This is a genomic window from Streptomyces sp. NPDC003284 (genome assembly GCF_053589675.1).
The window spans coordinates 51,784-76,686 of sequence record NZ_JBSFSI010000031.1 but is presented as its reverse complement, the minus strand read 5'-3'; the positions used below and the strand labels follow the sequence as shown (position 1 = coordinate 76,686).

The window sequence follows — 24,903 nt, the reverse complement described above, 5'->3', positions numbered from 1 at the left end:
GTGCCGCGCCGCTCCGCCAGGTCCTATGCCCCGCCGACGGCGCGGCGCGGACCGTTCGTCCCCGGGCCCCTCTTCGACGCGCGCCGCGCCCACACCGAGACCGGGCACGAGCGCACCGAGCTGGAGATCCGCATCGCGGTCACCGGCACGTCCGCCGCCACGCATGCCGCCGAGGTCCTCGACCAGGCCCGCGCCGGTGTCGCCCTGCGCTTCAACCATCATCCCGACGAGCGCTACGTCGCGCTGCGCCACGTCACCCCCGACGAACGCCCCCATCTCACCTTCGACCTCACCGATCCGGAACAGCCGCACGACGGATCCGGTCGGCTCCTTCGGCAGACGCCCCAGCCCTCGGCCTGGCCCGTCGACGCCGCGCCGGCCCACTACGCCGATCTCATCGGCCGGTACACCCACCTGCACAACGCGAACTTCGAACAGACCGTCCTCGCCCCCCTCCTCAACCAGCCCTACACGGTCCACACCCGCACCACGGACGACGGGACCACGCAGACCCACGTCCATCTCCGGGTCGTCCGGCCCCCGCACGTGGCCCGCCCCGGCGACTGGGCCGCGGAGCGGTGGTCCGCGTCCACCTGGTCCCGCCTCGACGACATCGAAAGAGACCTCAACCGCATCTTCTCGGCCTATCTCAACCAGGTCGGCGACACCGCCGGTTACGGACCCGTCAGCGTCACGACGGAACTCGTCGACGCCGGACACCTGCGCCCGAGCGACGCCGCCTTCCGCCTCACCGACATCGCGAGGGGGGTGCTCGCCCCAGACCGCGACCCCCTGCACGAGCTGCTGACGACGCTGACGGCGGCCGACGCAGCGCGCGACGACAGCAGCTCCGAGACGCTCGTCGAGACCGCCTCCCGGAGCGACGGCTCCACGTTGACCGGCGCGCAGAGCGGGGAGAAGCTCACCGAAAGAGATGCTCAGAAGAGCATCACAGACATTCACGCCTGGCCCACGAGCCTCTCCGAGAAGCAAGGGGAGCCGTCGATTCTGCCGGAGATGCCCGGCTCGCAGCACATCGTCGTCAACATGTTCCACGGAACATCGCAGGCGGACCCTGCCGCACCGCAGCAATCGATGTACACACCGCCGGGCAGCGCCACGGAGGCAGGTCTCACCAACACGCTGAACAGCACCGATCTCACCAGGAGACTCAGCCCGGAGCACATCGAGATGCTGCGCACGGCGCTCGGATCGCGCACCCGCGGCGGCGGGGGAACGCACACGTCCGGAGAGAACGCCCCAGTGCAGTTCGGTTCTGTGTTCGACACGGACCCGCAGAACGTCGATACGCCGACGACGCCGACACCGTTCTCCCGGTCCTCCACGCCGTTCCGCCAGTCCCCGGAGCCGTTCCTCTGGGATCCGGTCTCACCGCTGGAAGCGGAACCGCGCACCCTCCACCCGGCCTCACCGCTCACCCCTCGCCCGACGCAGGTCACGCCTCAGCGGGCCGCCGGTGGTTCCACCGCGGAGAACGCCAGCGGCTTCGGCACCGACTGGGACGGCTGGAAGCCCCCGCCCCGTAATCCAGATGAGCTGGGCGGCGTCTCCGCCGAGAACATGTCGAAGTTCCGTCGGCTGAGCGACAGGATGGGTCTCGCCATCGCCATCCGCGAGGTCAACCCGTCTGCCGGCATGCGCCTCAGGGAGGGGGCGCTGCCGAAGCCGCTACAGATCAAATCGAAATCGCTCACCCCCTACGACCTCTATCTGACGCCCAAGGAACACGGGAGAGCCGAGGGAGCGACCGCCGCGCGGCGCTTCACCGAGGGGCAGCTCGGTCTGACCGCCTTCTTCGATCCGGAGCTCCCGGACGACCTCTCCCAGCATTCACCCACGATCCAGGAGGGGATCAACAAGCAGCACCGGATGCGCAAGGAGGAGTTCAGGAAGCTCAGCGACCACATGGAGTCGATCGCTGATGAGTTCCCCGTCGTGGACGGAATCGTCCACGGGTACAAGGGCAAGGTCCGTCGGCCCATCGCCAGCGACATCGACCTGCTCGACATCTACAAACCGTCCGGATCTCCGATCACGCCCAGGACCTACGAACGCTCTCTGAGCGAGATCATGAACGAGATCCCCGAGGTCCTGCACGGGGCTCACCGGTGGTGGTTCACGGAGGACCCCAAGGAAATCGAGATCCGCGACAAGATAGACAGCCCGATCAACCATGGCAGAGAGAAAGTCATCGTCGTCTTTCCCGGCGAGAAACCTGTCCATAAAAAAGACTTCAGCCGCAAGAACTCTGTCACGTTCTTCTCCGAAGAATCCGCGACATCAGCACAGGAGCGACCCGCGGCCGCGGAAGATGTCACGGCACGGCTGTCGCGGTTCGAAGCCGTCGCTCCCACCCGCTACGAGGTCCGGGACATCGGTGGGCTGGAGGCGGCCGCGCTGCAAGCGCTCCACTCCGCGCACGCGCCGCGGACGACCGCGCGGACCCATGCCTCGGAGGCCGACGAGGCATCCGAATCACCGTACGACCTATCCGTCCAGGAGTGCCTGACACTGCTGCACGCCCTGAGGAACGTGCTCTTTCCACACGGAATCAAGCCCTCGGGCACCGCCGACGACTCCCTGATCGGCGTTCGACCCCAGGAGGACCCGCTCGCTCTCGGTGAAGGCTGGCAGCCGGTCGATTCCTGGCGGTTCGTCTCGAACCGGGTGCGCAATGCACCAGGCACAGTCGCCTTCGTCCTGAACCGGCATATCGCCGGCATGGGCCATGCCTGGGCCGCCTACGCGCTGGCACCCGAGACCCCGGAGGGCACCTCCCGGGTCATCTGGATCGACCTGGCAACCCCGAAGCGGATCATGTCGGAGCGCCTGCCGAACTGGATTCCGGTGGAGGCGCGCGCACTTTTCGTCGATCCCTCGGGCCAGGTCATGCCCGTCCTCCGGGAGCCAGGCTCGGCCTCCCTAGCGGCAGCCCTGATCGACCCCGCGTACAACCATCAGTACGGCGCCGACCCGACGGAGGGCAAGAACACCACTCAGCCCGAGAAGCAGGGACCGCAGGCAGGGAGCAAGAAGAAAAAGGGCAGGTCCAAGGCGAAGCTCGCATCTGTTCCAGCAGCCGACAGCCGGCCCGCGGCAGGGCCGTCCGAAGCCGGGAGGACGGCACAGAACGAAACCCTCCACAGCATTCCGGCCGAGATCAGCCAGACATGGCGGCAGGTGTTCCCGTCCATGCCGGCCGGCCTGCGCCCCGACATGGAGCGGACGACGCTCGCCATCCTCAGGAAGCAGCCGAAGCCCGACGGCCTCGCGCTCAGCAACCTTGTGACAGCCATCGCCACCGTCAAGAACCACGCCACGGTGGAGAATGGCTTCAATACGAAAGCGTTCCTCGAATCCCCCACCATCATGTACAGCCTGGCCACCGGGGCGAGTACATGGCCGCTGCTGACAAGTACATGGCCACTGTTGAGGACCGAACCGGCTCTCATCCCGGTACTCGAAAAAGCGCCGAACGTATTGAACACAATCGAAACTCTCCCGCAGGGGTGGCTGAACTCCCAGGAGAACAACTTCAGAGATCTCATACGTGTGCTCCTGCGCGAGGACGTGGTGTCGAAGCTGGAGGCCGACGCCGTCCTGCGCACGCATGCCTTCGGACGTGTGGAGACGCCGCGGTTGCTGGCCCGGACGCGCGGTGATCTCGACGTCCTCAGCGCTCTCATTCAGGTGACCGACCACCTCAGCGTGGTGTCCTGGCTGGTCAACGACTCCCAGGCATTCACCGACGCACTGATGGGCCTGGACGATCCTGTCGAGCGGATCTGGCAGTTGCACCACGTGACGGCTGTTCCTGCGGCACTGCACTCGGTGCTGGCACGCTTCCCCGCGAAGGCGACTCCCGAGCTCTTCCGCGCTGTCCTCGCCGGAGTCGACGGCAGATACGTCGACGACCTGCTCAAGTTCTCTCCGCGCCAGCTCACCCTCGCCCTCTCCGACATAAGGATCCTCAGAACTGTCCTGAGGGAACCGTCAGCCCTCGCCCAGCTGAGAGACCTGGATACCGACTCGTATCTGACGGACGTACTCGAAGACGTCCCGGACCTTGCACTGCGACTGCTCTCCGACAAGGAGCGGATCACTGCCGCAGCGCGAAATCAGCAGGTGGCCCTCGCTCTCTCGCACGACCCGCACCGCTACGACAACATCGCGGACGAAGACCTGGCGGCGGATCTAACCCGCACCGTTTCGCGGCCCCTGGAACCGGTGAAGGATGCGCTGACCACGGTCCTCAGGGAGAACAGTGCATATGTGCGAGCCCCTGTCCTCCAGTCACTGCTGAAGGCGGTTCGGCAGGTCCAGCCCGGCTCTGAGACTGACACACCCCTGCTGTGGCCCCACCAACTGCGCCGCACTCTCGCCCGCTCGCAGGAAGGAATGCAACTGCCCCAAGATCCTGCGCAGACGTTGTTCATCCTCAAGAACACGGCACGCAACGAGGCCGCGGCTTTCGCGTACAGCGGTCCATACAGTGTGGTACGCGACTACCATCTCCTCGCGGCAGCGAACGAAACGACGCGCACGGCCATATACAACAGTCCCGCCGCCAACTTCTGGGTGGCCGTGGACTCGAACTTTCTCAGGCGTTTGGAACTGATCGACACAAACCCCTGGTGGGCCGCGGCCGCTCGCTACAACCCGGCCCTCATCCTCAACGAGACCCTCGGTTTTGCACAGCTCATGACCAGCGGGAATTCTGGACTGCTCAAGCTCCTCTATCGCCACCCCGTCCTGTACACCGACATCGCCGAAAATTATGCCGCCTATGTCAGAAACATCATCCCTGCACCCGATCTGATGGGACGGCTGGCGCCCTTGTTCCACAGGGTCCCGTCGGCGCACTGGAGCAGGCTGCTCACCAGCGAGCGCATGTACGCCCAGCTGGCGGAGCACCGCAGCACCGCCCTGGCCGAGTCACTGCTGACCTTCCCCGAAGCACTGCGCGAGGCGATCGCCCGGCCTGGATTCACCGTGGCATGGGACCGCGACGTGCCCGGCATGGAATCACTCGCGCGCGCTGTTCTCGCTGATCCGGAACGACTCGGTGATCTGCTTTCTGCGATCAAGGAAAGCGGGCCCGCAACCCTGACTGCCGAAGGAATTCCTCACGCCGAGGAACGCGTCGAGAACGTCCGACTGCTCACCGCCCACCTCGCGTCGGGGACGCCTGCCCAGGATCTCTCCCCACAGTTGGCGTCGAGGGGAGACATCGACTTCACAGAACTGCGTGAGAATTACGCAACCGTCCTGGCGGACGGGAGCATGCGCGCGGCAGCCATCGAAAACCCGGGGATGGCCGATGCCCTTCTGTTCAACTCGGGCATTCGGAGACTGATATCCGTCCGTCCATCGCTGCTACAGCGGATCAATAAAACACCGGACATCCTGTCGCATCTCCTGAACACTCCCGACCTCGCCCACCTTCTGACACATCAGGACTCCATATTTTCACTGTTCATCGGGGAAGCATCGGCGTGGAGTTACTACACCATCGAGCGTGTCACCATATACAGCAGAAATCCTGATTACGCGTTGGTCGACAGGAGGGAGCTGGGCCGGTTCGAGCACGCCGCCCTCCGCGCTGTCGTCACTTCCAGCCCCGCGGCGACACGCGCCCTCATCGACCGGCCCGAGCAGGTGCTGGGGCTGACCGAAGCCCCGGATACCATCGAGGCGCTCCAGCAGGCGGGCGAAACCGTCGTACAGGCACTCGTGGCCACACAGGGACGTCTGGCAGCCGTCAGCGACACGAGTTACCTGGTGAGCACCCTGGCCGACGTACCGGAACTCGCCACGGCGCTCGCGGCGCGACTGGACGTGGCGGCCGACGAGGCCGGGTTCAGAAGACTGGTCACCAACAGGCCGCTGATGAGCCGGCTGTCGTCCCATCCCGAACTCGTCAACCGTGTCCTGGACCCCGACGTCCTGCCGACGGCCGAGGCCGCCCCCGCCCTGGTGGACGTGCTCGCCAGGACCCCGGAAGAGTCACGAGAGGCGCTGCTCGCCTCCCGCGTCCTCCCCCTGATCAGGCGCCATCCCTCGCTGGCGGACGAGCTGGCCGGCCACGACGATCTGCGCGGCGCGCTGATCGACCAGCCGCGCCTGGTGCGCCTGCTGGAGCAGAACGAGCAGGTGCTGACGGCCGTACGCGCCGCTCCGGAGCTGGGGCAGGCATTCCGCGCCAACCGCGTCCTTTCCGAGGTCGCGCAGCGGCCTGAGGAATCCGGCCTCTGGGCACTGGTGCAGCACCATCCGGCCCTCGGCGGCCAGCTGAACCGGCAGCTCCGCCGTGAGCTGCACCGTCCGGTACTCATGGAGCGCCTGCTCGAGAGGGAGCGGATGGGCGAGGAGGAGGCGCGCGCCCTGGCGCCGCTGCTGCGGCGCTCCGCCCTGGCGCACCTGCTGGCGGAGCCCGGCGAACGCGCCGGCCGGTTCGCCGTCCGCTTCCTGCGGGAACCCGCCTGGCAGGCGCGGGCCCACACCGACCCGGGCTTCTCGTCCAGCCTGCGGGAACTGATGCGGTCCGGCAGCGAGTTCGACGAGACGGTGGCAGACCCCGATGCCGGCCGGCTGCTCGCCGCGCTGGACCGGCCCGCGAGCAGGCCGCCGGCCCCCGTCGCGCCCGGACCGGTCACCGCGCGTCCGGCGCCGCAGGCCGCCGACGAACCCCGGCCCGGTCCCACGGAAGGGAACAGCGGTACCGACGCCGACGCCGACCGGACCGGGCACGAGGACGACTCCGGCCGGTTCGAGCGCTCCGGAGAACTGGCCGAGGCCCTGGCCGGCCCCCAGGGCAAGGAGATCGCCACACGCCTGGCGCAGGATCCCACGCTGCTTCCGCTGGTGCGGTCCGGCGCGGTCGACTGGCGGACGATCGCGACAGGCGTCGACGATGCCGACGCGTACAGCGCACGCGCGTACTTCGAGCACCACCTGCCGCCCGCCGACGGACACCTGCTCGATCACGAGGTCCCGGTGCTCCAGCGGACGCTGGGTCCCGCCGGCTTCCAGCAGCACTTCCGGAGCTTCGTCTCGCAGCTCGACATGGTCCTGGACCCCGACGTCTACCACGAGGTGATCGGGGAGGTCGAGGCTGCGGCGAGGCACGTCTGGCGCGAGGCGGTCCAGCGCCGACTGACGGAATGGGACAGGGCGCGCGTCGAACAGGCACGACGCTTCGCCTCGTTCGCGCCTCGCGTGCCGGACACCTGGACGATGAGCGATCGCGTCCACTTCACGGACGCGGTGCAGAAGTTCGGCTTCACCGAACTCGAACTCGGTGTGGTCAGAAGGCTGACCGACCGGACGGGCATCCGGGAGCGCGGCGCTCTGGCGGTCAACAGCCCCCTGCACGCGCATCTGAACGGCGGCAGCGGCGGCGTCGCGTTCTTCTACGCGCTGGCCCCCGACGGGCTCGTGGACACCGTCGTGTACGCCAAGAGCACGGACCGGGGCGGAGCGAGCGGCAACGACTACCGGTGGAACGGCGCGGGCGACCTGATCGCCGGACCACCCAGGCTGGAGCACATCGCCAACAACCCCCACCTCCTGCGTTCCAGGGAACTCATCCGCCACAAGCACGAAGGCACCCTGGAGCATCCGGAACCGTCCGCGTCATGGGCACGCGACGTCACCCCTCCCACGACCGTCGAGGCGGCCGTCGTGGACCGCGCGCACCGGCTGGCCGCCGCCACCTTCGACTACCGGACGGCACTCGGCGACCTCGCCGCCTCAGGCTCCTCCACCAGGGCTCCCGAAGCCCTGCGCGAACCGGCGACCGCGCTGGTGTCCGCCGTCCGGACACTGCGTGACCTCGGCGCCGACGTCACCGCCGGCCGGGACGAGACCGCGCCGGACATCCCGCCGCCGGTGCGGTCCCTGTACGAGGAGCTGCACCCGCCGGGGACGGCACCCGGCGGCGACCGGCCACGGCCGGGCTCCGACGCGGCCTGGCACCTGGGCGCCCTGGTGACGGCCTGGGAGGCGGGCCGGGAACCAGCGGCCAAGGCCACGGCCGCGGCTCTGACCGCTCCCGGACGGACGGAGCCCCACGCCCCGGACCGGGATCCGGTGAACACCGGCCTCCATGGCGCGGGACGCGAGGGGCACGACGCCGACGGCGAGATCCGCGCAGCGGTCAGGACGTACGGTCTGGAGCACCTGCCGCGTGATCTGGCCGCCGCGGCCTACCGTGCGTACACCCGGCTTCGCCCCCAGCCCCTGCAACTGGACCAGGTCGTGGTGCTGCAGCATCGTGCCGAATGGAAGAGCGACGTGCGCTCTCTCGTGGAGGCGGTGCAGACGGCGCAGGGCGAGGACGCGGTCACAGCGGTCCGGGAAGGCCGCCTCCCGCGGTCCCTGGACGAGATCATCGAGGCCGAGGCGGGACGCCTGGTGGCCCGGCGGGAAGGCTTCCGGGGTTCGGTCTCGGCCACCGACGTGCGCCGTGTGGCCGCGCTGCGCGGCGACGCCGGGTTCCGTACGGCCCTGGCCTCCCTGGTCACCCGGCAGCTCCGACGAGGCGGATCCGGACCGCGGGAGGTGGACGTCGAGACACTCGTCGGCGTCTTCAAGGACCTGCTCCCCGACGAACGCCGCGTACGGGACATCGAGGTCCTCGCGGCGTCGATGGCCGACGCGTACGCCCACGTGGACGAGCCGGCCGTACGGCCGGACCCGCGCTGGTCCCCGCTGGCGGACTTCGAACCGGCTTCGCTGGAGCGCGGGGACGGAGTCTGGCACTTCACCGTCGACGAGGCCGGCGACATCCGTATCGGGAGCGAGAGGCCGCCGAGCACCCTGTCCGTGACGGACTCCGCCGAGCCGGCAAGGACGGTGGACGGCCCGGCCCGCGTCACCGGGGAGCTGTCGTTCAACACGGACACCGGCCGGTGGGAGGTGACCGACACCTCGGACCGCCACCTGAGCGGGGAAGTGCGGCACGTCCCGCGTCCGGACGGCCACCGGTGGCTGGCCTCCGTCGCCGGCCTCATGACGGAGCGCTTCGGGGTTCCCGTCTCCCCGGCCCTGCCCGAGACCGCCCAGACCTCCCCCGCCGCCGTGCACCTGCCCACCGTCGCCGAGGGAGCCGAGGGAGAGGAACCCACCGGAGGCAGGACCGGCTGGCACGGGCTCGACCAGGCTCCCCGCCTGGATCTCGCCGACCTCCTCGCCGATGTCTCGGAGCAGCCGCACGCGGCCACCGCACCGCCGCACCGTCTCGTGGCCGAGGCCCTGCGCGAACAGGGGTACGGAATCCCCGCCCCCGACGGCGCCGTCCTGAGACTGGACACGCGGCGGCTGGAGCAGCACGCGCGGCGGCACATCGTGGACTGGGCCGCGCGCACGCTGCGTTCGGACCTGGAGCTGACCGGCGTGCGGCCCGATGCCGGGATCAGCAAGCAGCTCGCCGCGTACGAGGACTTCCTGACCGCTCGCGACCCCGGCTCCGGCGCCCCCGAGGCGCTGCTCGCCACGGTCCTCGGCGACCTCGGCTCGGTCCGCTCGCGGATCGACGCCGACGGCGGCCTGCCGCCGCTGCGGCCCCCGGCCGTACGCATCCCCCGCGACCTCGGCTCGGCGGAACACCTGCTGCACCGGCTCTCCCGCGAACTGGGCACACACCTGCGCCTCGACGTACGCCTTCCCGAGGGAGAGTGGCACACCCGCTGGGCGGACGCCGAGGGCCGTGTCCTCGCCTTCGACCCGCTCGGCGACCACGCCCCCGGAACGGCGGGTCTCTCCGCCCGGCAGGCTCAGGACGCGGGCCTGCTGTCGCCCGGGCAGCGGGCCCGGGTCGACGAACTGGGCCTCGACGAGCGGGAACTGGCCGAGATCTACCGGTCCTCCTGGCAGGCGGACCGCACCTTCGACGAGGCGGTCCGGCTGGAGACCGCGAGCCGCCACGAACGTCTGGCGGTCCTCGACCGGCGACTGCCCGCGCTGCTGCCCCGGGTCCGGGAGGCCCTCTCGGCCCGCCCCGTCGAGGAGTCACCGCACGGGCACGACGGCATGACCGGTGAGGGGACTCCCACAGCGGAGATCGGGCCCCGCCACCCGCTGGCGGAACTGCTCGACGTCGTGCGCGGCCGGTCCGCACCGGAGCGGGAGGCGCTCGCCGCGCTCGTGGAGACCGCGGCGGCCCTGCTGCCACCGGCCTCCGCACAGCACCCGGAGGAGCCCCGGCCCGCGGCGCAGAACTGGCCGGCGATCAAACGGCTGCTGGACGGGTCCTCCTTCGTCCGCAACGAGTTCGACACCCGGGCGGAGGTCATCTGGCTGCCCGGCGCCGACCGGACGGGGTGGGAGCAGGCGGCCGGGTTCTCCGACCCGGACCACGTGCTGGTGTTCACCCCGCCCGTCGCGGGCACGGACGCCCCGGGCGGGGCCGACTTGCCCGTCGAACATCTGGCGACGTTCCTGGCCATCGAGGCCCACGGCAGGACACCCGTACTGATGTCGGCCGGCGGCGACGTCCTGGCCGCCCGGCTCAACCATCATCTGGGACTCCCGGTGATCGCCGGCCGGTTCGGGGTGACCGCCGACCCGGCGCGGGGCACCTTGAGCGAGCGTCCGGACCCCGACGGCATCCGGCAGGGCACCGGCCTGCGTCTGTACGTCCCGGACTCGGCGCGGGGCGACGACCTGCCGCTCACCCTCGGCGTCGACCGGGAGATCAGGGTCGAACCCTGGGAACCGGCCGCCGACACCCGCGTGGACGATTCAGCCCCCTCCCCGCACGCCCCGGCGCTCGGCGACCCCGTCGACGCTCCGCCCGCCGTGCGGACCGCGGGTGTGCCCCGTGCGGGTCTGCCCCACATGCCGGAGCTGGTGCGACAGCTGCGCGACCAGGTCGAGGCACGGGGCATCACGGTCGAGGAGTCCGTGTGGACGGCCCTGCCGCAGCGGTTGCTGAGCAACTACCGCTATCTGGTCCCCGCTCCGGACGAGACACCGACGCCGGGCTGGGGCTGGCGCAGCGGCTTCGTCGTACCGCTCGGTCCCGTCGAGGCGCTCATCACCCTGAACCCGACCGACCCGCGCACCGTGCTGAACCCGGCGGGGTCCTACGACCGCCCGGTCCCGGGGGCGACGACGGCCACGGCGGCGGTGGACCGAGCGGGACGAGAGCGCCCGACGAGAGTGGCACAGCCGCCGCGGCTGGAGACGATCCCGGAGGAGGGCGGCGGTGAGGAGTCCGGCCCGGCGGCGGACGCACCCGGCGCACCCGTGCGGGGGCAGGAGCGGCTGCACGGCAGCCAGACTCCGCCCAGAGGCTTCCGCGCCAACCAGACCATCAAGGGCTCGTTCGCGACCGGCGCGCACGAGCAGACACACTCGGGCAACACCAGCGCCACCCGTCTCAGTGCCTCGGCGACATACGGCCTGGGCTTCTCCGGTCCGGTGGGTCCGAAGGGTTTCTACGGCGGCGTCCGGGTGTCGGGCACGGCGAACGCCTCGTCGCGTTCCACCACGCACATCGCGGACGCGGAGACCGGCCACGTCGAGGTGAGCGACGCCGAGTCGACGCTGCTCGCCTACCGGGCCGAGTGGTCCGTCAAGCTCCGGACCGAAGCCACCCAGCAGTGGATGGACACCGCGGCCACCGAGATCCGCACCACCGGCGACGAACACCTGATGCTGTACGTACCGGAGCACTATCTCGACGACCCCGGATCCCGCGTGGTCGCCGCGGGTGACGAGGTGTTGCGGGACCGCCTGCCCCAGTTCCACTTCGCTTCGGGGCTGACCGGGTTGTCCACGCTTCAGGACGGCATCACCGTGGAACTGAGCAGGCAGGGCATCGACCTGCCGCTCGGCTCGATGGCGCGGGCGGAGCTGAGGCACAAGCTGGAACTCCTGGAGGCACACCTCGACGAGGCCGTCAACGGACGCCACGGCTATCCCTTCGAGATCGATGTCGACGGCCGTACGGTCCTGATCGAGGTGCACTCGCGGCGCGGCGGTGGGGCCGAGCCGGTGGGCGCCACGACGGACAAGGCCCCCGTGGAGAACGTCCGGACCGCCATCGACGGCGTCGGCGGCAGCCACACCCTGACCCAGACGTCCGGCATGACACCGATCATCGCGGGCGCGGACCTCGGTGTGACGGATGAGGCGGCCCTGATCAACCTCAGTGTGGACGTGGGGTTCACCGGGTCCACCTCCGACACCGTCAGCTCGGGCAGGAACGGCCTGTGGGTGGTCGTCCCGCGCTGGATCGGGTTCACGTCGGCGTACGACGTGGACCTCCAGCACACCGCGCGGGTGACCGTCCGCGGCATGCAGCCGGTGCGTTCCGGTCCCGTGCACGGGCGAGCTCTGGTCCGCATGCCGGAGATCGAGGCGTTCCGGCACGGATTCCCCGTGATGGCAGAGGCTCTCAAGCCCGAGCACGCGGACAGGGTGCAGGGACCGCCGACGACGGACACCGGGCCGATCGTCGGGACCGTTCCCTTCGCCGACGAGGCCCTGCGCCGCACCGGCCGCCGCGAGGGCGACCCGGTCGAACGCCCGCTTCCCTCGTACGTCGACGAGGGCAAGGGCATCGGCATGGGACTCGTCAAGGTCGAGGCCGGGACGGTCGAGGACCTGAAGGAGCGGCTCCGGGAGGAACTGGTGCGCACCGGCTTCCTGCCCGCGGATCCCGCCGCCGCGCTGTCCGAGTCAGCCTGGCACTCCGACCACACGAAACTGAGGAGTCTGCTGGACAACTGGAGGCATTTCGAGAAGATGCTCTCCGACCGCGGCCTCGAGTCGCACTATGACCAGATACACCAGACCGGCCTGGTCCTCTCGCTCAAGACCCACTCGCGCTACTTCACCTCTGACGCGGCAACGATCACGGTCAAGGCCACCCGGTCCGCTGACAAGGAGGCGGAGTACAAGGGATCGACGGACAACTACGCCGCCGTCAACCTGGGCATGGGCATGGCCACCGCCGGTCAAGGCGCCGCCGGTTCCAGGAAGCTCGCCCTGACCTTCAGCCTGAAGGGCGCCTACCAGCGGCTCAAGGGAACCGCGCTCGGGATGAGCCTCTTCCGCCAGGTCGGCGCCGCGCAGGAGGTCAGCTACCTGCACAACCGGCCTGAGCTGCTGGAGTACCGGGGGCCGCTGCACGAGTACCGGCTCCACAGCGACTACACGGTCACCGTGGAGTACCAGCACGGCGGACCGCGCGGCTGGGCGCGTCACGGAGCCCGGAACCCGTCCGAGCCGATCACGCTGCCGGGCCAGAGCGCGCGGGTCCATCTGCTGCCGATCGGTGACGACAGCGACCCGGGCGTCCCGCGCATGTCCCACACACCGCCGGACGTGCTCAAGGAGGGGGTGATCTTCTTCCTGGACTCCACCGGTCTGTACGAGGCGGCCACCGGCATCACCCAGGACCTGACGGGCCCCCAGGGCGGCGCCGACCAGGAGCTGCGCGCATTCACCAGCACCATCGTCACACGTGCCTTCGCCAAGGAGATCTTCAACGGCCAGTACACCAGCGACCAGTTCTTCGACACCGGGCTGGTGCGCGACACCTTCGCCGGCGTCGACATCGCGGGCGAACTGGGTGCGTCCCGGTTCGCGCAGGCCACGGACAACCCGTTCGTCCTGGGCATCATCCAGCTGGCGATGGGGCAGGTGCGGTCGGCGGACACCAAGGCGCGAGGCGTGTCCCTGCCGGCGCTGTCCGTGACCGCCGGGGACGTCCTGAACCCGGGGGACCACCACAAGTGGTCCTTCCAGGGCGGCTTCGACGTGAACCACTCCCGGCAGCACAACACACGCAAGCAGGCGGGCCGGACCGGCGCGATCGAATACATCGAACTCGACTTCAACCGCGCCTACGCCTTCCGTGCGGACGGGGACTTCGTCGTCACCACCCGCAAGGAGAAGCAGGGCAAACTCGCCAGGGACAACTACACCGGGGACTCCGCGGTGGTCGAGAGCAGGACCGTGCTGTACCTGCTCTCCGAGCCGGAGGCACTCGACCGGTACGGACGGAACGAGGTGCCCGTGTCCGACCGGCAGCTCGTCGATGTGCTGAACCGCTGGGACAAGGAGGAGGTCCGGCTGCGCGGCGACACCGTCGCGGCGGTTCTCACCCGGTGGGCGCGGGACACCCCCGTGCTCCCGGAGGACCTGTCCGGCGGGCTCGGCCGCTCCCGTGAGGAGCTGGCCGCGCTGCTCGCCGGACTGCACCATGAGGGCGCCCTCATCATCCGCGACGGCGAGATCCGAGACGAGTTCGCCCGGGAGTTCGGTCTCATCCTCGCTGAGGCCCGCGACCCCTACGCGGACCTCGTGCTCCCCGAGTATCTGACGCGCGAGGACCCCGGTGGCCGCATGCTCGGCCACAGCGGCGTGCACGACCTGGTGCACGACAACGGGCAGAGCACGTACGACATCGTGCGCACACACGTGGATCGGGTGGCCCCCGGCCTGCTCGCCGCCGATCCGGAGGTGTGGGTCACCGAGGAGCCCACTCGTGCCGATCCGGACGTGCGGGTCACCAAGGAGCGCATCCGTCGCATCGGCCGGATCCAGGGCGGCGTGAACACGTTGCAGGCCCTGCTCGGCAAGGGCCGGGACCAGGCATTCCTCGGTGACCTGCTGCACAGCGAGGGATGGAAACTGCACATCGTCAGCCCGGAGCGCGGCATCTGGGGCTGGATGCTGGCCGGCGTGGTCGAGATCGACATGAGGTCCCTGCTGACCTCACAGCCCCGGGTGATGGACTTCCTGCCGGCCACCGGCCTGGAGAACTACGGCCACAACTACCTGGAGACCTGGACCGGCGTCTCGCACGACCGCGGTGTGAGCGCCAACCCGGCACGGCTGGGCCCGAGCCACGACCCGAGCTCCCACACCCCCCGGCTGGGTCTGTCCACGGGAGTGCACCGGGGAGTGACCTACGCCGAGACGGCGACCACGGAACAGACCGTCTACGACTGGAGCGGTCACTACCGGGTCGAGATCGACGAGTCCTTCAGCGTGCGGGTACGCCGCCTCGACATGGCCCGTCGGCCGCTGAACAACTTCGCGGAGGCCCTGCTCCACCGCGACGACCCCTACGAGGGGGTGGGCAGCGGCGAGACCGTTCCGGGCGTCGTGCACCTCAAGGTCCCGCGCGGACTGGCGGAGCATCAGCCCCTGTCCGGCCCCTCGTCACCGCCCGACCCGCGGCCCCTGCCCGAACTGCCCGGTGACGCCTATGTGAGCGGCGCCCTGGTGGACGACGCGCTGCCCGCTGCCCGGGAACTGCTCACCCGGATGTTCGGCGCGCAGGCCGACGGAGCGACCACCCGCACCGCGCTGCCCCTCAGCCAGCTCTTCAGCCGAGTCCAGATGACGAACCACATACGGGACGCGGTGGCCGGGAGGACGGACCTGCTCGACGAGAACCTGTTCATACCGGGCCGGTCCAACGAACGGGCACGCCTGCGGCTCACCGGCGACTTCTACGACCTCGAAGTCGTCGGCCTGGTGCAGAACACGGGCACGGGCCGGTACAGCAAGCACCAGAGCGGCACCAAGCACAGCGCTTCCCTGGACAGCACGCGGCTCACCACGGCGCTGGGCGACTCGGGTTCCGGCACCCGGCCCCTGAACGAGGACCACCTGACCCAGGCGACCTCCGGAGCCGACTCCGAGCAGTCGCGGACCACCAGTGCCACCGACGCCGCGGCGGGCACCGAGAACTACCGGCGCGAGGAGCATGTCAAGCAGCAGGGCCCGGTCCTGCTGACCAGGGTGCGCTTCCGAGGGCAGCTGACGGGCGAGCGGTACACCCGCCACCTGTTCTTCCCGGACACCCAACCCGGAGAGTTGCGAGCCCGGTTGGCCGAGTATCTCCGCAGCGGATCACTCCAGCGGGACTCCGCGAGGAGCGAGTACCGCAGCAGAACCTTCACCGGCGACGTGTACGTCGAGATGTTCCAGAACGAGGTGGAGGAACTGCAGGCGCGGCACGCCGCCGCGAAGCCCGTCGCGGACTCCGGGTCCGCCCCGTGGCGCAAGCTGAGAGGTGCCCTGGCGTTCGATCCCGGCGGCGTGCCGGCCTTCGACCTCACCGACCTGCTGCTCGACGCCGCGAGGCCCGCCCACGCGACCCCGCGCCGCCTGCACCAGCAGATCGCGGCGGCGATACGGCAGGCGGCGGACGGAAGGGCGCCGGAACACGCGGTCCTCACCTTCGACCGGCACGCGCTGCACGGCAGGGCCCTGGTCGAGGCGTACCGCTGGGCCCTCGACACGCTCACCCCGCTGGTCAGGCAGGCGAAGTCGGACGATCCCACGTTCGAGGAGCCGCGATTCCTCCAGCGCTACCGCGACTACCTCGCCCCCGAGCCCTCCGCGCTGAGGCCGCCGAACGGCAGCCTCTCCTCCGCGGAGGCCGTCACCGACGTCATCCGCCGGGTCCGTGAGACACATGAGCAGCTCAGTGACGGCCCGCGGCCCGCTCCGCTCCCGCTGCCCACCCTCATGGGCGCGGTGGTGCTCGACGAGCACCACCTGATGCGGGGTATCGCCCAGGAACTGGGCACCCACCTCCAGACCGAACTCACGCTCCCGGACGGCGAGGGCGGCACCCGCCGGGTGACCCGCTGGGTGGAACCCTCCGGACGGATCCACGCCTTCGATCCGCTCACCCCCGAGACCGCCGGCCCCGACGGGCTCACCTCCGCGCAGGCCGAGCAGGCGGGGCTGCTCACCCGGCGAGAGCGTGCGGCGGCCGACCTCCTGGCTCTGGACGACGAGGAGTGGGGCGCGCTCTACGAGACCTCGCTGAAGACAGGCACGGCCTTCAGCGACGTCGTACGGGAGGAGATCGGCACCCGACGCGCCACGCTCACCGCCCTCGATCCGGCCCTCCCCGAGGCCCTGGACACCCTCGCCCGCACACCGGCGGAGGAACGCCGGGCAGCCCTGGAGGCGGTTCGCGACCTCGCCCGCGGCCTGCCCTTCTCCCGCACCAGGCGCACCGGGCTGGCCCAGTTCGTCCTGGACCGGCTGCCGACGCTGCGCACCGCCGGCGACGACGGCGCGCTGACGACGCGCGAGGACTCCGCGCCCGCCCAGGAGAGCCCCAGCCTCGCGGACCGCACGGCCATGGCGCTGCTGGCCGGTCCCCAGGACGTGCCTGCCGCGGACGGCGTCACGTCCACCATGTCCGGCACCCGGCCCCCCCTTTCGGAGACCGGCCACGGAGAACTACTCAGCACGCCCGGTACAGAGAGCAGCGCCCAGTCCTCCGATCAGGTCATACCCACCGTCCCCAGCCAGACGGACTCCGTGGCTCCGTTCCAGACGGACCACACCGTCGCAGCCCAGGACAACCCCTTGCGGACCGGCCCCACCGTCTTCCCCCGCCCACTCCCTGTCCGTCCCGAAGACACGAACAACGCCGAGGGGTCCCTGACCGGTCAACCGGTCCGCTTCTCTGTCCACCCGGGCAAACAGCCCGAGGTCCTGGCGGCGAAGACGCTGGTGGAGGTCCAGCGCATCGGGTGGGAACACAACGTCGAACGGCCCCCCCTGCTCGGCGGGACGAGCAAGGCGGGCACCGGCGTGCTGAACACGGCTCATGCCGGGGTTGCCGCGGGAATGGCCTCGAACATCCGGAAGAGAGCGAACGCCGCCTTCGCGGCGCTCATGGGGCGGCCCCGGACCAGCTCGGCCCTCCCAGGCGCCTCCGGCGAGCGATCACGGGAACACCACCGGCCCACCGCCGACGGCGTCGGAACCCGGGAACCGGAGCAGGCCGACGCAGCCCTCAGCCATCGTCAGACAGGACAGCCCTATCTACGGTCGGTCAGAACCCGTACCGGTTCACAGCAGGGGTTCGACTACCGAACCGACGAGCACGGCCGGCCGACGGCACGGGTCACGGGGCTGCTTCCCGGGATGACCGCCTCTTTCACCGGCCCCGTCCCGAGTGAACTCCCCCGCGGTATGCGCGGAGCCCAGGCACCCTGGTCCCGCCGCGGTGAAGAGCCGCTCTTCGTCGCGGCCGAACTCACTTCCACCGGCATCCGCGTCAACACCCCCGACGGCTCTCGCCTCCTCACCGCCGAGCAGTTCGCCGAGCACCTCGCCACTGTCCCCGCCCTGCGGCAACACACCGCAGGGCCCATCGTCCTGCTCATCCCCCGCGCCGCCGCCGGCGGCATGTACCTGCCCCGCATCATCGCCGCCCGCACCGGACGCACCGTCTGGGCACCCGACGGCGCACTCGCCCTCGTCCCCAAGACCACCTCCCGGCCCCGCCGCGACGGACAAGGCCCCGACACCTGGATCGTCCTCCACCGCCCCGACACCGACACACCCCCCAGCCGCTGGCTCAGCAGCACCCCCGGCATCCTCGCCGACAACCCCGACGGCGAACCCCGCCACCAGCTCACCACACTCGACGGACACGTACAGGCGTCAGACCTGACCAGCTACACCATCGTCGACAAGAACGGCAACCACCTCGGACGAGCCAGCTTCACCCCCACCGAATGGACCGTCAAGGAAGCAGAGATCAGAGACCTGGGGCGAAGGACGCGCTACCGCTTCGGCCAGGTGCGCCGGGGCCCCGACGGCACCAAATTGGTGTACCCCCGCACAGGCACTTCGCAACGGTCCCCCTGGGCGACCGGAAGCCGGCGTACGAACCCCTATTTCTTCGCCGGCCACGGAGCTACGACAGCCACAATGGTTCATGATTCGCGCAACCGTCGTCACGCACTGACCGGAGAAGGTCTCGGCAATCTGCTGAAGCGACGTCCCAGCCTGCAATTCGACCGCGACCGGGAAATCGTCCTCATCAGCTGCAATACCGGCTCCCCCGGCCCCGACGGGACCACCATCGGGCAGCAGGTCGCCGACACCACGGGCCGCACCGTCCATGCCCCCAAGGGCATCACCAACCTAGGCGGGACGACGGTGACCGAAGGCTGGCAGACCTTCCGTCCCCGGCTCCAGCCGCAGACCGTCCTTCCGCCCCGGCCCTCCCCCCAACCGCCCGCGCCCCCGGCGGCCAGCCGCTTCCCCGTCGCGAACTCGGCTGCCGACCCTGCGGAGCACCAGCGGGGGCACGCCCGGTCGAGCGTGGATCACCATGCCGACCTCGCCCCTGCCACCGGTCCCGCTCGGCACGAGGAGACCCGGCCCGCCCCCGGATCACGGACCGACGATGCGATCCCCCTGCCCGCCCATGACGTCCGCACACCCCGGAGGGAGCAGGAGAACAGAGCAGAGAGCGCCTTCACCATTCTGACCGACGTGACAGCCGAGAGGCCGATGGACGAGCATGCCGATGGGTACTCCGAGCCTGGCACACTCGCCGACGCGGCGCGGTTGGCGGTGGGCCCGCGGAAGCCTCAGGTGCTGTACCGGTCGCGCCTGGATCAGGTGGTCCGCGAGGTCCTGAGCAGTCGGGGGAAGGGGATACGCACCACCGGCGCGAGCGAGGACTCCGGGCCGGTGTCGCTGTCTCCCCGCGAGCTGTCGGTGCAGGAGTGCCTGACATTGCTGCACGGTCTGCGCGACAAGCTGTTTCCACAGAGCATCGCTCCGGCGCGTACCGCGGACGACAGTGTGGTGGGCGTCCGCCCGCAGGAGGATCCGCTCGCCCTCGGCGCGGACTGGCGGCCGGTCCGCGACTGGCGCGCAGTGGAGAGGGCCCTCGAACGAGCTGAACCCGGCAGCACCGCGTTCATCCTCGCCACGCGTACCGGTCGTATCGGCCACGCCTTCGCGGCCTATTCCCCCGCGCCCGGCGACGGCGGTGCGCCGAGGATCGCATGGATCGACCTCCAGGCCTCCCTCGGTTCCCAGGTCAGCGACGCCCGTCCGGCCATCGCCCCCACCGGCGCTCGGGCGATCATCGTCGACCACACAGCTCGCGTCGTGGCGGACGCTCTGCCCGCGAATCCCGAGTCCAGCTCCCTCCCACACGCCCTCGTGGATCCCCCCGCCAGCCACCAGTACGGGGCTATAGGGCTGGAAGTGGAATTCAACCAGCCCATCGACATTGCAGGCGATTTCGGCCTCGAATACAATCTACCCATCGCAACCCATATCTCCGGGTCCGAGCTACGCGTGGACGATCAACATTTCTGGCAAGGTGGCGGTCGCCTGTTCCTCGACATCGACGACGCACTGGAGGCAGGACACAAAAACCCGAAGCAGGCATCTCACTTCATCCTGGAATTGATTTCCAAACCTGCCGCAGTGATCCGTGGAGAATCACGTTCACTGAACAGCGAATCCGCCCTCAAGCTGGCGGAAATGACGCGAAAGCGCCTCAATGTCGGCCGGCCAAGGCATTTGGGAGATATCTTCAAGCCGGAAGACGGCTGGTCCGTGTCCAGCCCCATGGAAGACATGCTCATCCACCCCTCCCCCATAGGAAGAGACCAAAACAAGGCGTACACTCAACTGACCGTCGGAATTCCCGTCAATGGAATTCTCCCCCTGCTCCATCTGGTCGAGTCTCACGACGGCGCCACGAATGACCAGCTTTTCGCCGCATCCCGAGATTTCGGAATGCGCCTGGCTCAAGATTTCCTGACCCGTCGCCTAAATCGTTCCATCACATCCGATCAGGTGTACTTGATGTCATGGGACCCCCAGGTGCGAGAGCTGTGGGGATACGGCTGGCTCCTCTTCAACCATGTCGCGGCGACACCGGTGCGGAACAGGTACCACGTGGGAAGTCTGGTGAAAAACAGACTTCCTGCCGCTTCCAGAAACCCACTGGGAGAAATACGCGCAGCGCTTCTCCCGGAAGTCCGAGCATTCCTGAGAAACAATCTCGCACAGATCAAGACAAACTTTTTGGATTCTCTGGAGAATCTGTTTTCCAAAACGGATCCAAAGCACTGGCAGCATCGCCCCGACCCCGACGTTCTCCGGGAAAATCTGGCCCAATACGGAGCCACCGTGGATGACTATCTCACCTACGGCGCGATCGGGAAAACTGCTCAAGGGCGCATCGTCGACCAGTTCACTGCCGTCGACATGAACCCAAACCCGTTGTACAACAACCTGGACGAGCATTCTGGTGTCCCCTTGGCGCTTCTGGAACTACGGCAGTACGGTCCAGAGGGAGGCATCATGTCCCGCGAGCAATTGCACCAATACTTCCAAGAAGTGTCCCATGTTTCGCAGACATCCTTCATGGATCACCAAAGCCGTGCAGTTCAGCACGACTTCAACCACCAGTTCCGGCAAATTCTCACCTACCCCGGCATGCATGAGGTGGCCCCACTGCTCGAAATGATCCCGCGAATCAAAGTTTCTGCGCGGGCAGGCACAGTCGTACCTCCGTCCACGCACAGTGGCCAGATCGTATTTCTCGCTCAATCTCTCAGTGAGCTGGGTATCAACGGGCGGCATCTACCGGCCAGGGCACGTGAGGAGCTCCTGCTCTTGGCCGATACAGTCCAAGCGGAACTCTTGTCGCGGACAGCCTCCCTGGGCTTCAGGCATCCGGAGCGCCGGCAACAGATGCAGGACGCCGTCAACGCTGCCAGGCGGCTCGCCACCCCTCCGCGCTCGCTGCCGCCGACACAACGACCGGCAGCAGGCCCCTCGCACTGGCAGCCCCCCGCCCCTTCGGGAAGCCACCCGTACGTCCATGCCCCGCAGCAGCCGCCCCGCCCGCTGCCGCCGCGCCCCCTCCCGCAGCCGCCGCCCATGTCCTTCCCCGACGCTCGTCACCACAACAACTCAGCCCCTTACCGGGACCGGCCCCAGCAGGCGACCCCAGCACCATATGGCTCGCCTCGCACGATCACACTCGGCCAGGCAGTTCGACAGGAGCAGGAGAGGACGGTCACCGATGTCGCCCCCGGCCCGGCGGAGCCGCGGCGAGGGCACGCCCGGTCAAGCGTCGGTCACCATGTCGCTCCGGCTCCTGTCAGCGGTCTCGCTCAGTTCTCCCAGGCACGCCGGTCAGCTCCGGATGCCGCGGTTCTCAGCCAGTCGCTCTACGCCCGTGGCGGCGTCATCGCCGGTGCGGACTATCGGCACCATGACGACGGCCGCTTGAGCGCATCCGTTCCTCCTCTGATCACGGGTGAGTACCTCCACTATGTGTCTCCGCATTTGCCCCGCGAACTTCCGTCAGGCACCCGGGGCATCCCGTCTCCTTGGGGTGCGAGCACGCCGATCCTGGTCGCCGCCGATCATTCGGGATCCGGCGTAGCGGTGACCTCTCACGGCGGCCCGCGGATGCTTGCCTTCTCCGAGTTCGCCGAACACGTGCAAAAGGTCATCACCTGGCAGCGGTCTCCCGAGAACGCTCCCATTGTCCTTGTCATGCCGTACGCGGCAGCGGGGCGCATGAGGCTGCCGCGCATCCTCGCCGAGTACACCGGAAGGGATGTGTGGGCCAGTGACGGGCCCGTGGCATTGCTGCACGGGAGCAGCCAGCAGGCTCCTGCCTCCTGGATCGTCCAGCACACGCCGGACGGCGTGGCCGTCAGCCGCTGGGTCGTCAGCCGGCCGGGAGCTCTCAGTGCGACTGCCGACAGTCCTTCGGCAATCCGGTTGACCAGCATTCACGGTGAGAGGTTCCCGGCGTCGGAGACCACACCCCGTGTGCTCATCAACGAGCGCGGTGAGCCCATCGGGGGAGCCCTGGACCTTCTCCGCGAGTGGCCCGTGATGGAGCCGGAGCTGCGCGAGCTGAGCAGCGTGACGAGGCACCAGACAGGTGCCGCCCACATCGACCGGGTCGAGGGCCAAGCCGACCAGGACGACTGGCTCGCCTACCCTCCCCGACAGGCGACGCCCCACCCCGGGATCGGCCACCCCGGACAGCCGCTCCTCCCGTCGCAAACCGACGCCGGGTCCCTGCGGGGTCACGCCCGGTCCGGTTCCAGCGCGGCCGATCCGGCGACAGCCACGGTGAGGCCGTACCGGAATCCGATCTTCGGGCCCGACGGCGGCTCGATGCCGATGGGCCTGGACTACCGCCATGACGGTGCCGGACAACTGATCCCGCACACGCTGTCTCCACGGCTCGACAAGTTCCTGTTGTATACCGGGGACCACCTCCCTTCCGTCATTCCGGCGGACGGGCAGGAGGTTTCCGCGCCTTGGGGCAGCGTCCGCCCGGTCCTCATCGTCGCGGAGCTTGACCCTGATGGCATCGCTGCGGTCACCCCCGGCGGCCATGAGACGCTCGGTATCCACGAGTTCGCCCGAGCCGTGGCATCGGACGTGGCGATCACCGGCACATCGGCTCAGGTTCCGATAGTGCTCCTCGTCCCGACCGCCGCGGCGGGCGAAATGCCCCTTCCCCGTATCCTGGCGCACCTGACAGGAAGAGCGGTGTGGGCCACCGACGGTGAATTCTCCCTTGTCACAGCCGACAGAGGTGGTCCAGGCGGACCCGGTCGTGAGTCCGAGTCATGGATACTTCTCCACCGGCACACCGGCGCCGACGGCGGTCAGTGGCTCCGCACCCTGCCAACCGACCTTGATGTCCAGATCGCACGCATCGGGAGTGTTTCCAGCTACCCCGAAAGCATCGATCTTCCGACCCTCGACGGAGAAAAGGTAAACTCGTCTGAAATAATCTCACACACTCTGGTGGATAACCATGGGGTTCAAGTCGGCAGAGCCCTCCATCAAGTCGAAGAACAATATGTCAGGCAACAATACTTCGCACATCTGGCGGAGGTCACTGAGTATTTCAGACACCACCAGGATGGCAATGTGGAACTCGACTCCAGCGGCAAGGCAACTCCTCTTCCCGTCCCGTGGAAGCCAGCACTCGTCATGCCCTATTTCTTGCCGGCACACGGCAGCATACGCAAGGTCCACCTCCCCACTGACTCCGGATCGAGAATCATCGACGGAAAATCCCTGGGAAACTGGCTGCGGAAAAGGCCCAGTTTTGAGCGACACCCTCGACCGACGATTCTCGTGATCTGCAAGAGCGGCAAGGATGGGGAACAAGTGGACAGTTCGGTCGCCCAGGAGGTAGCCGACACCATCAGGCAGAAGGTATACGCACCGACCGGCCCGATATGGGCTGACCTTGCGGTGGAGATCGATCCGAACACCGGTGAAGGCCAGTGGAAAACGTTCCATCCTCGAAATCCTTAAGAATCATAGAAAGGAAAGCAATGAGCGAAACCTCACCGACTAAGCAGAACGACGCGGATCCGCTTTCCAACATCCCCGACGAACTCCGTGAAGCCGCGAAGGCCGCACCCGACCACTGGCTCGGCCTGGTCGACCCCGGCTGGCGCAGTGAAGGTCCACCGCCGCGCTGGACCGTGGCGGGTGAGTACCGCTCCAACCCCGAGGGCGAAGTGGTGGAATGGCGGGAGAACGAGGAATACCGACCCTCGCCCGTGGCACTCGGCTGGCCCACCCCGACCGACCCGGTGGACCAGGCCATCCAACTGGCCTCCACCGGCTGGGGGCCGCCTGAGGACGTGACCCGGCAACTGGCCGGTACGATCGTGGGGATCTGGCTGGCCGCCGACGGGACCCCACTGCGGACACGGACACCCGACGGCACACCGATCGTCCCTCTCTTCACCTCCGCCGGGCAGATGGAGGCTGCGGGACAGTTCGCCACCAGCACCATCAGGGTCGAGGAACTGATCGGTCAGCTGGCTGAAGACGAGCAGCTGTACCTGAATCCCTTCGGCGTCGTCGTGATGCTCGTCGCCCCTGAAGCCGTCCTCACATCGACGGACGCCGTTGGAGAAGGAGAACAGGGAGACGCCGCGGCTCCAGCGCCCGGTGTGTCCTCCGGCGCTGCTGCTATTACGCCGTAGTAGCAGCGCCGCCATCCGCCTGCATCACACATTCACACGTACCTGACGCTTCGACACGTTACACTCCGTCAGTCTGCCC

Annotated in this window: 2 protein-coding genes; both read left to right on the top strand. The window is 68.8% G+C overall.

Features of this window, described 5'->3' with window-relative positions:
- On the top strand, positions 1-24,141 hold the full coding sequence (locus ACWDYF_RS35795; protein WP_451584325.1) for a hypothetical protein: 24,141 nt from the start codon (positions 1-3) through the stop codon (positions 24,139-24,141).
- 20 nt (positions 24,142-24,161) lie between these two features.
- Complete coding sequence (locus tag ACWDYF_RS35790; RefSeq protein ID WP_389471024.1) at positions 24,162-24,824, top strand: type VII secretion system-associated protein; 663 nt, start codon at positions 24,162-24,164, stop codon at positions 24,822-24,824.
- Positions 24,825-24,903 lie beyond the last annotated feature (79 nt).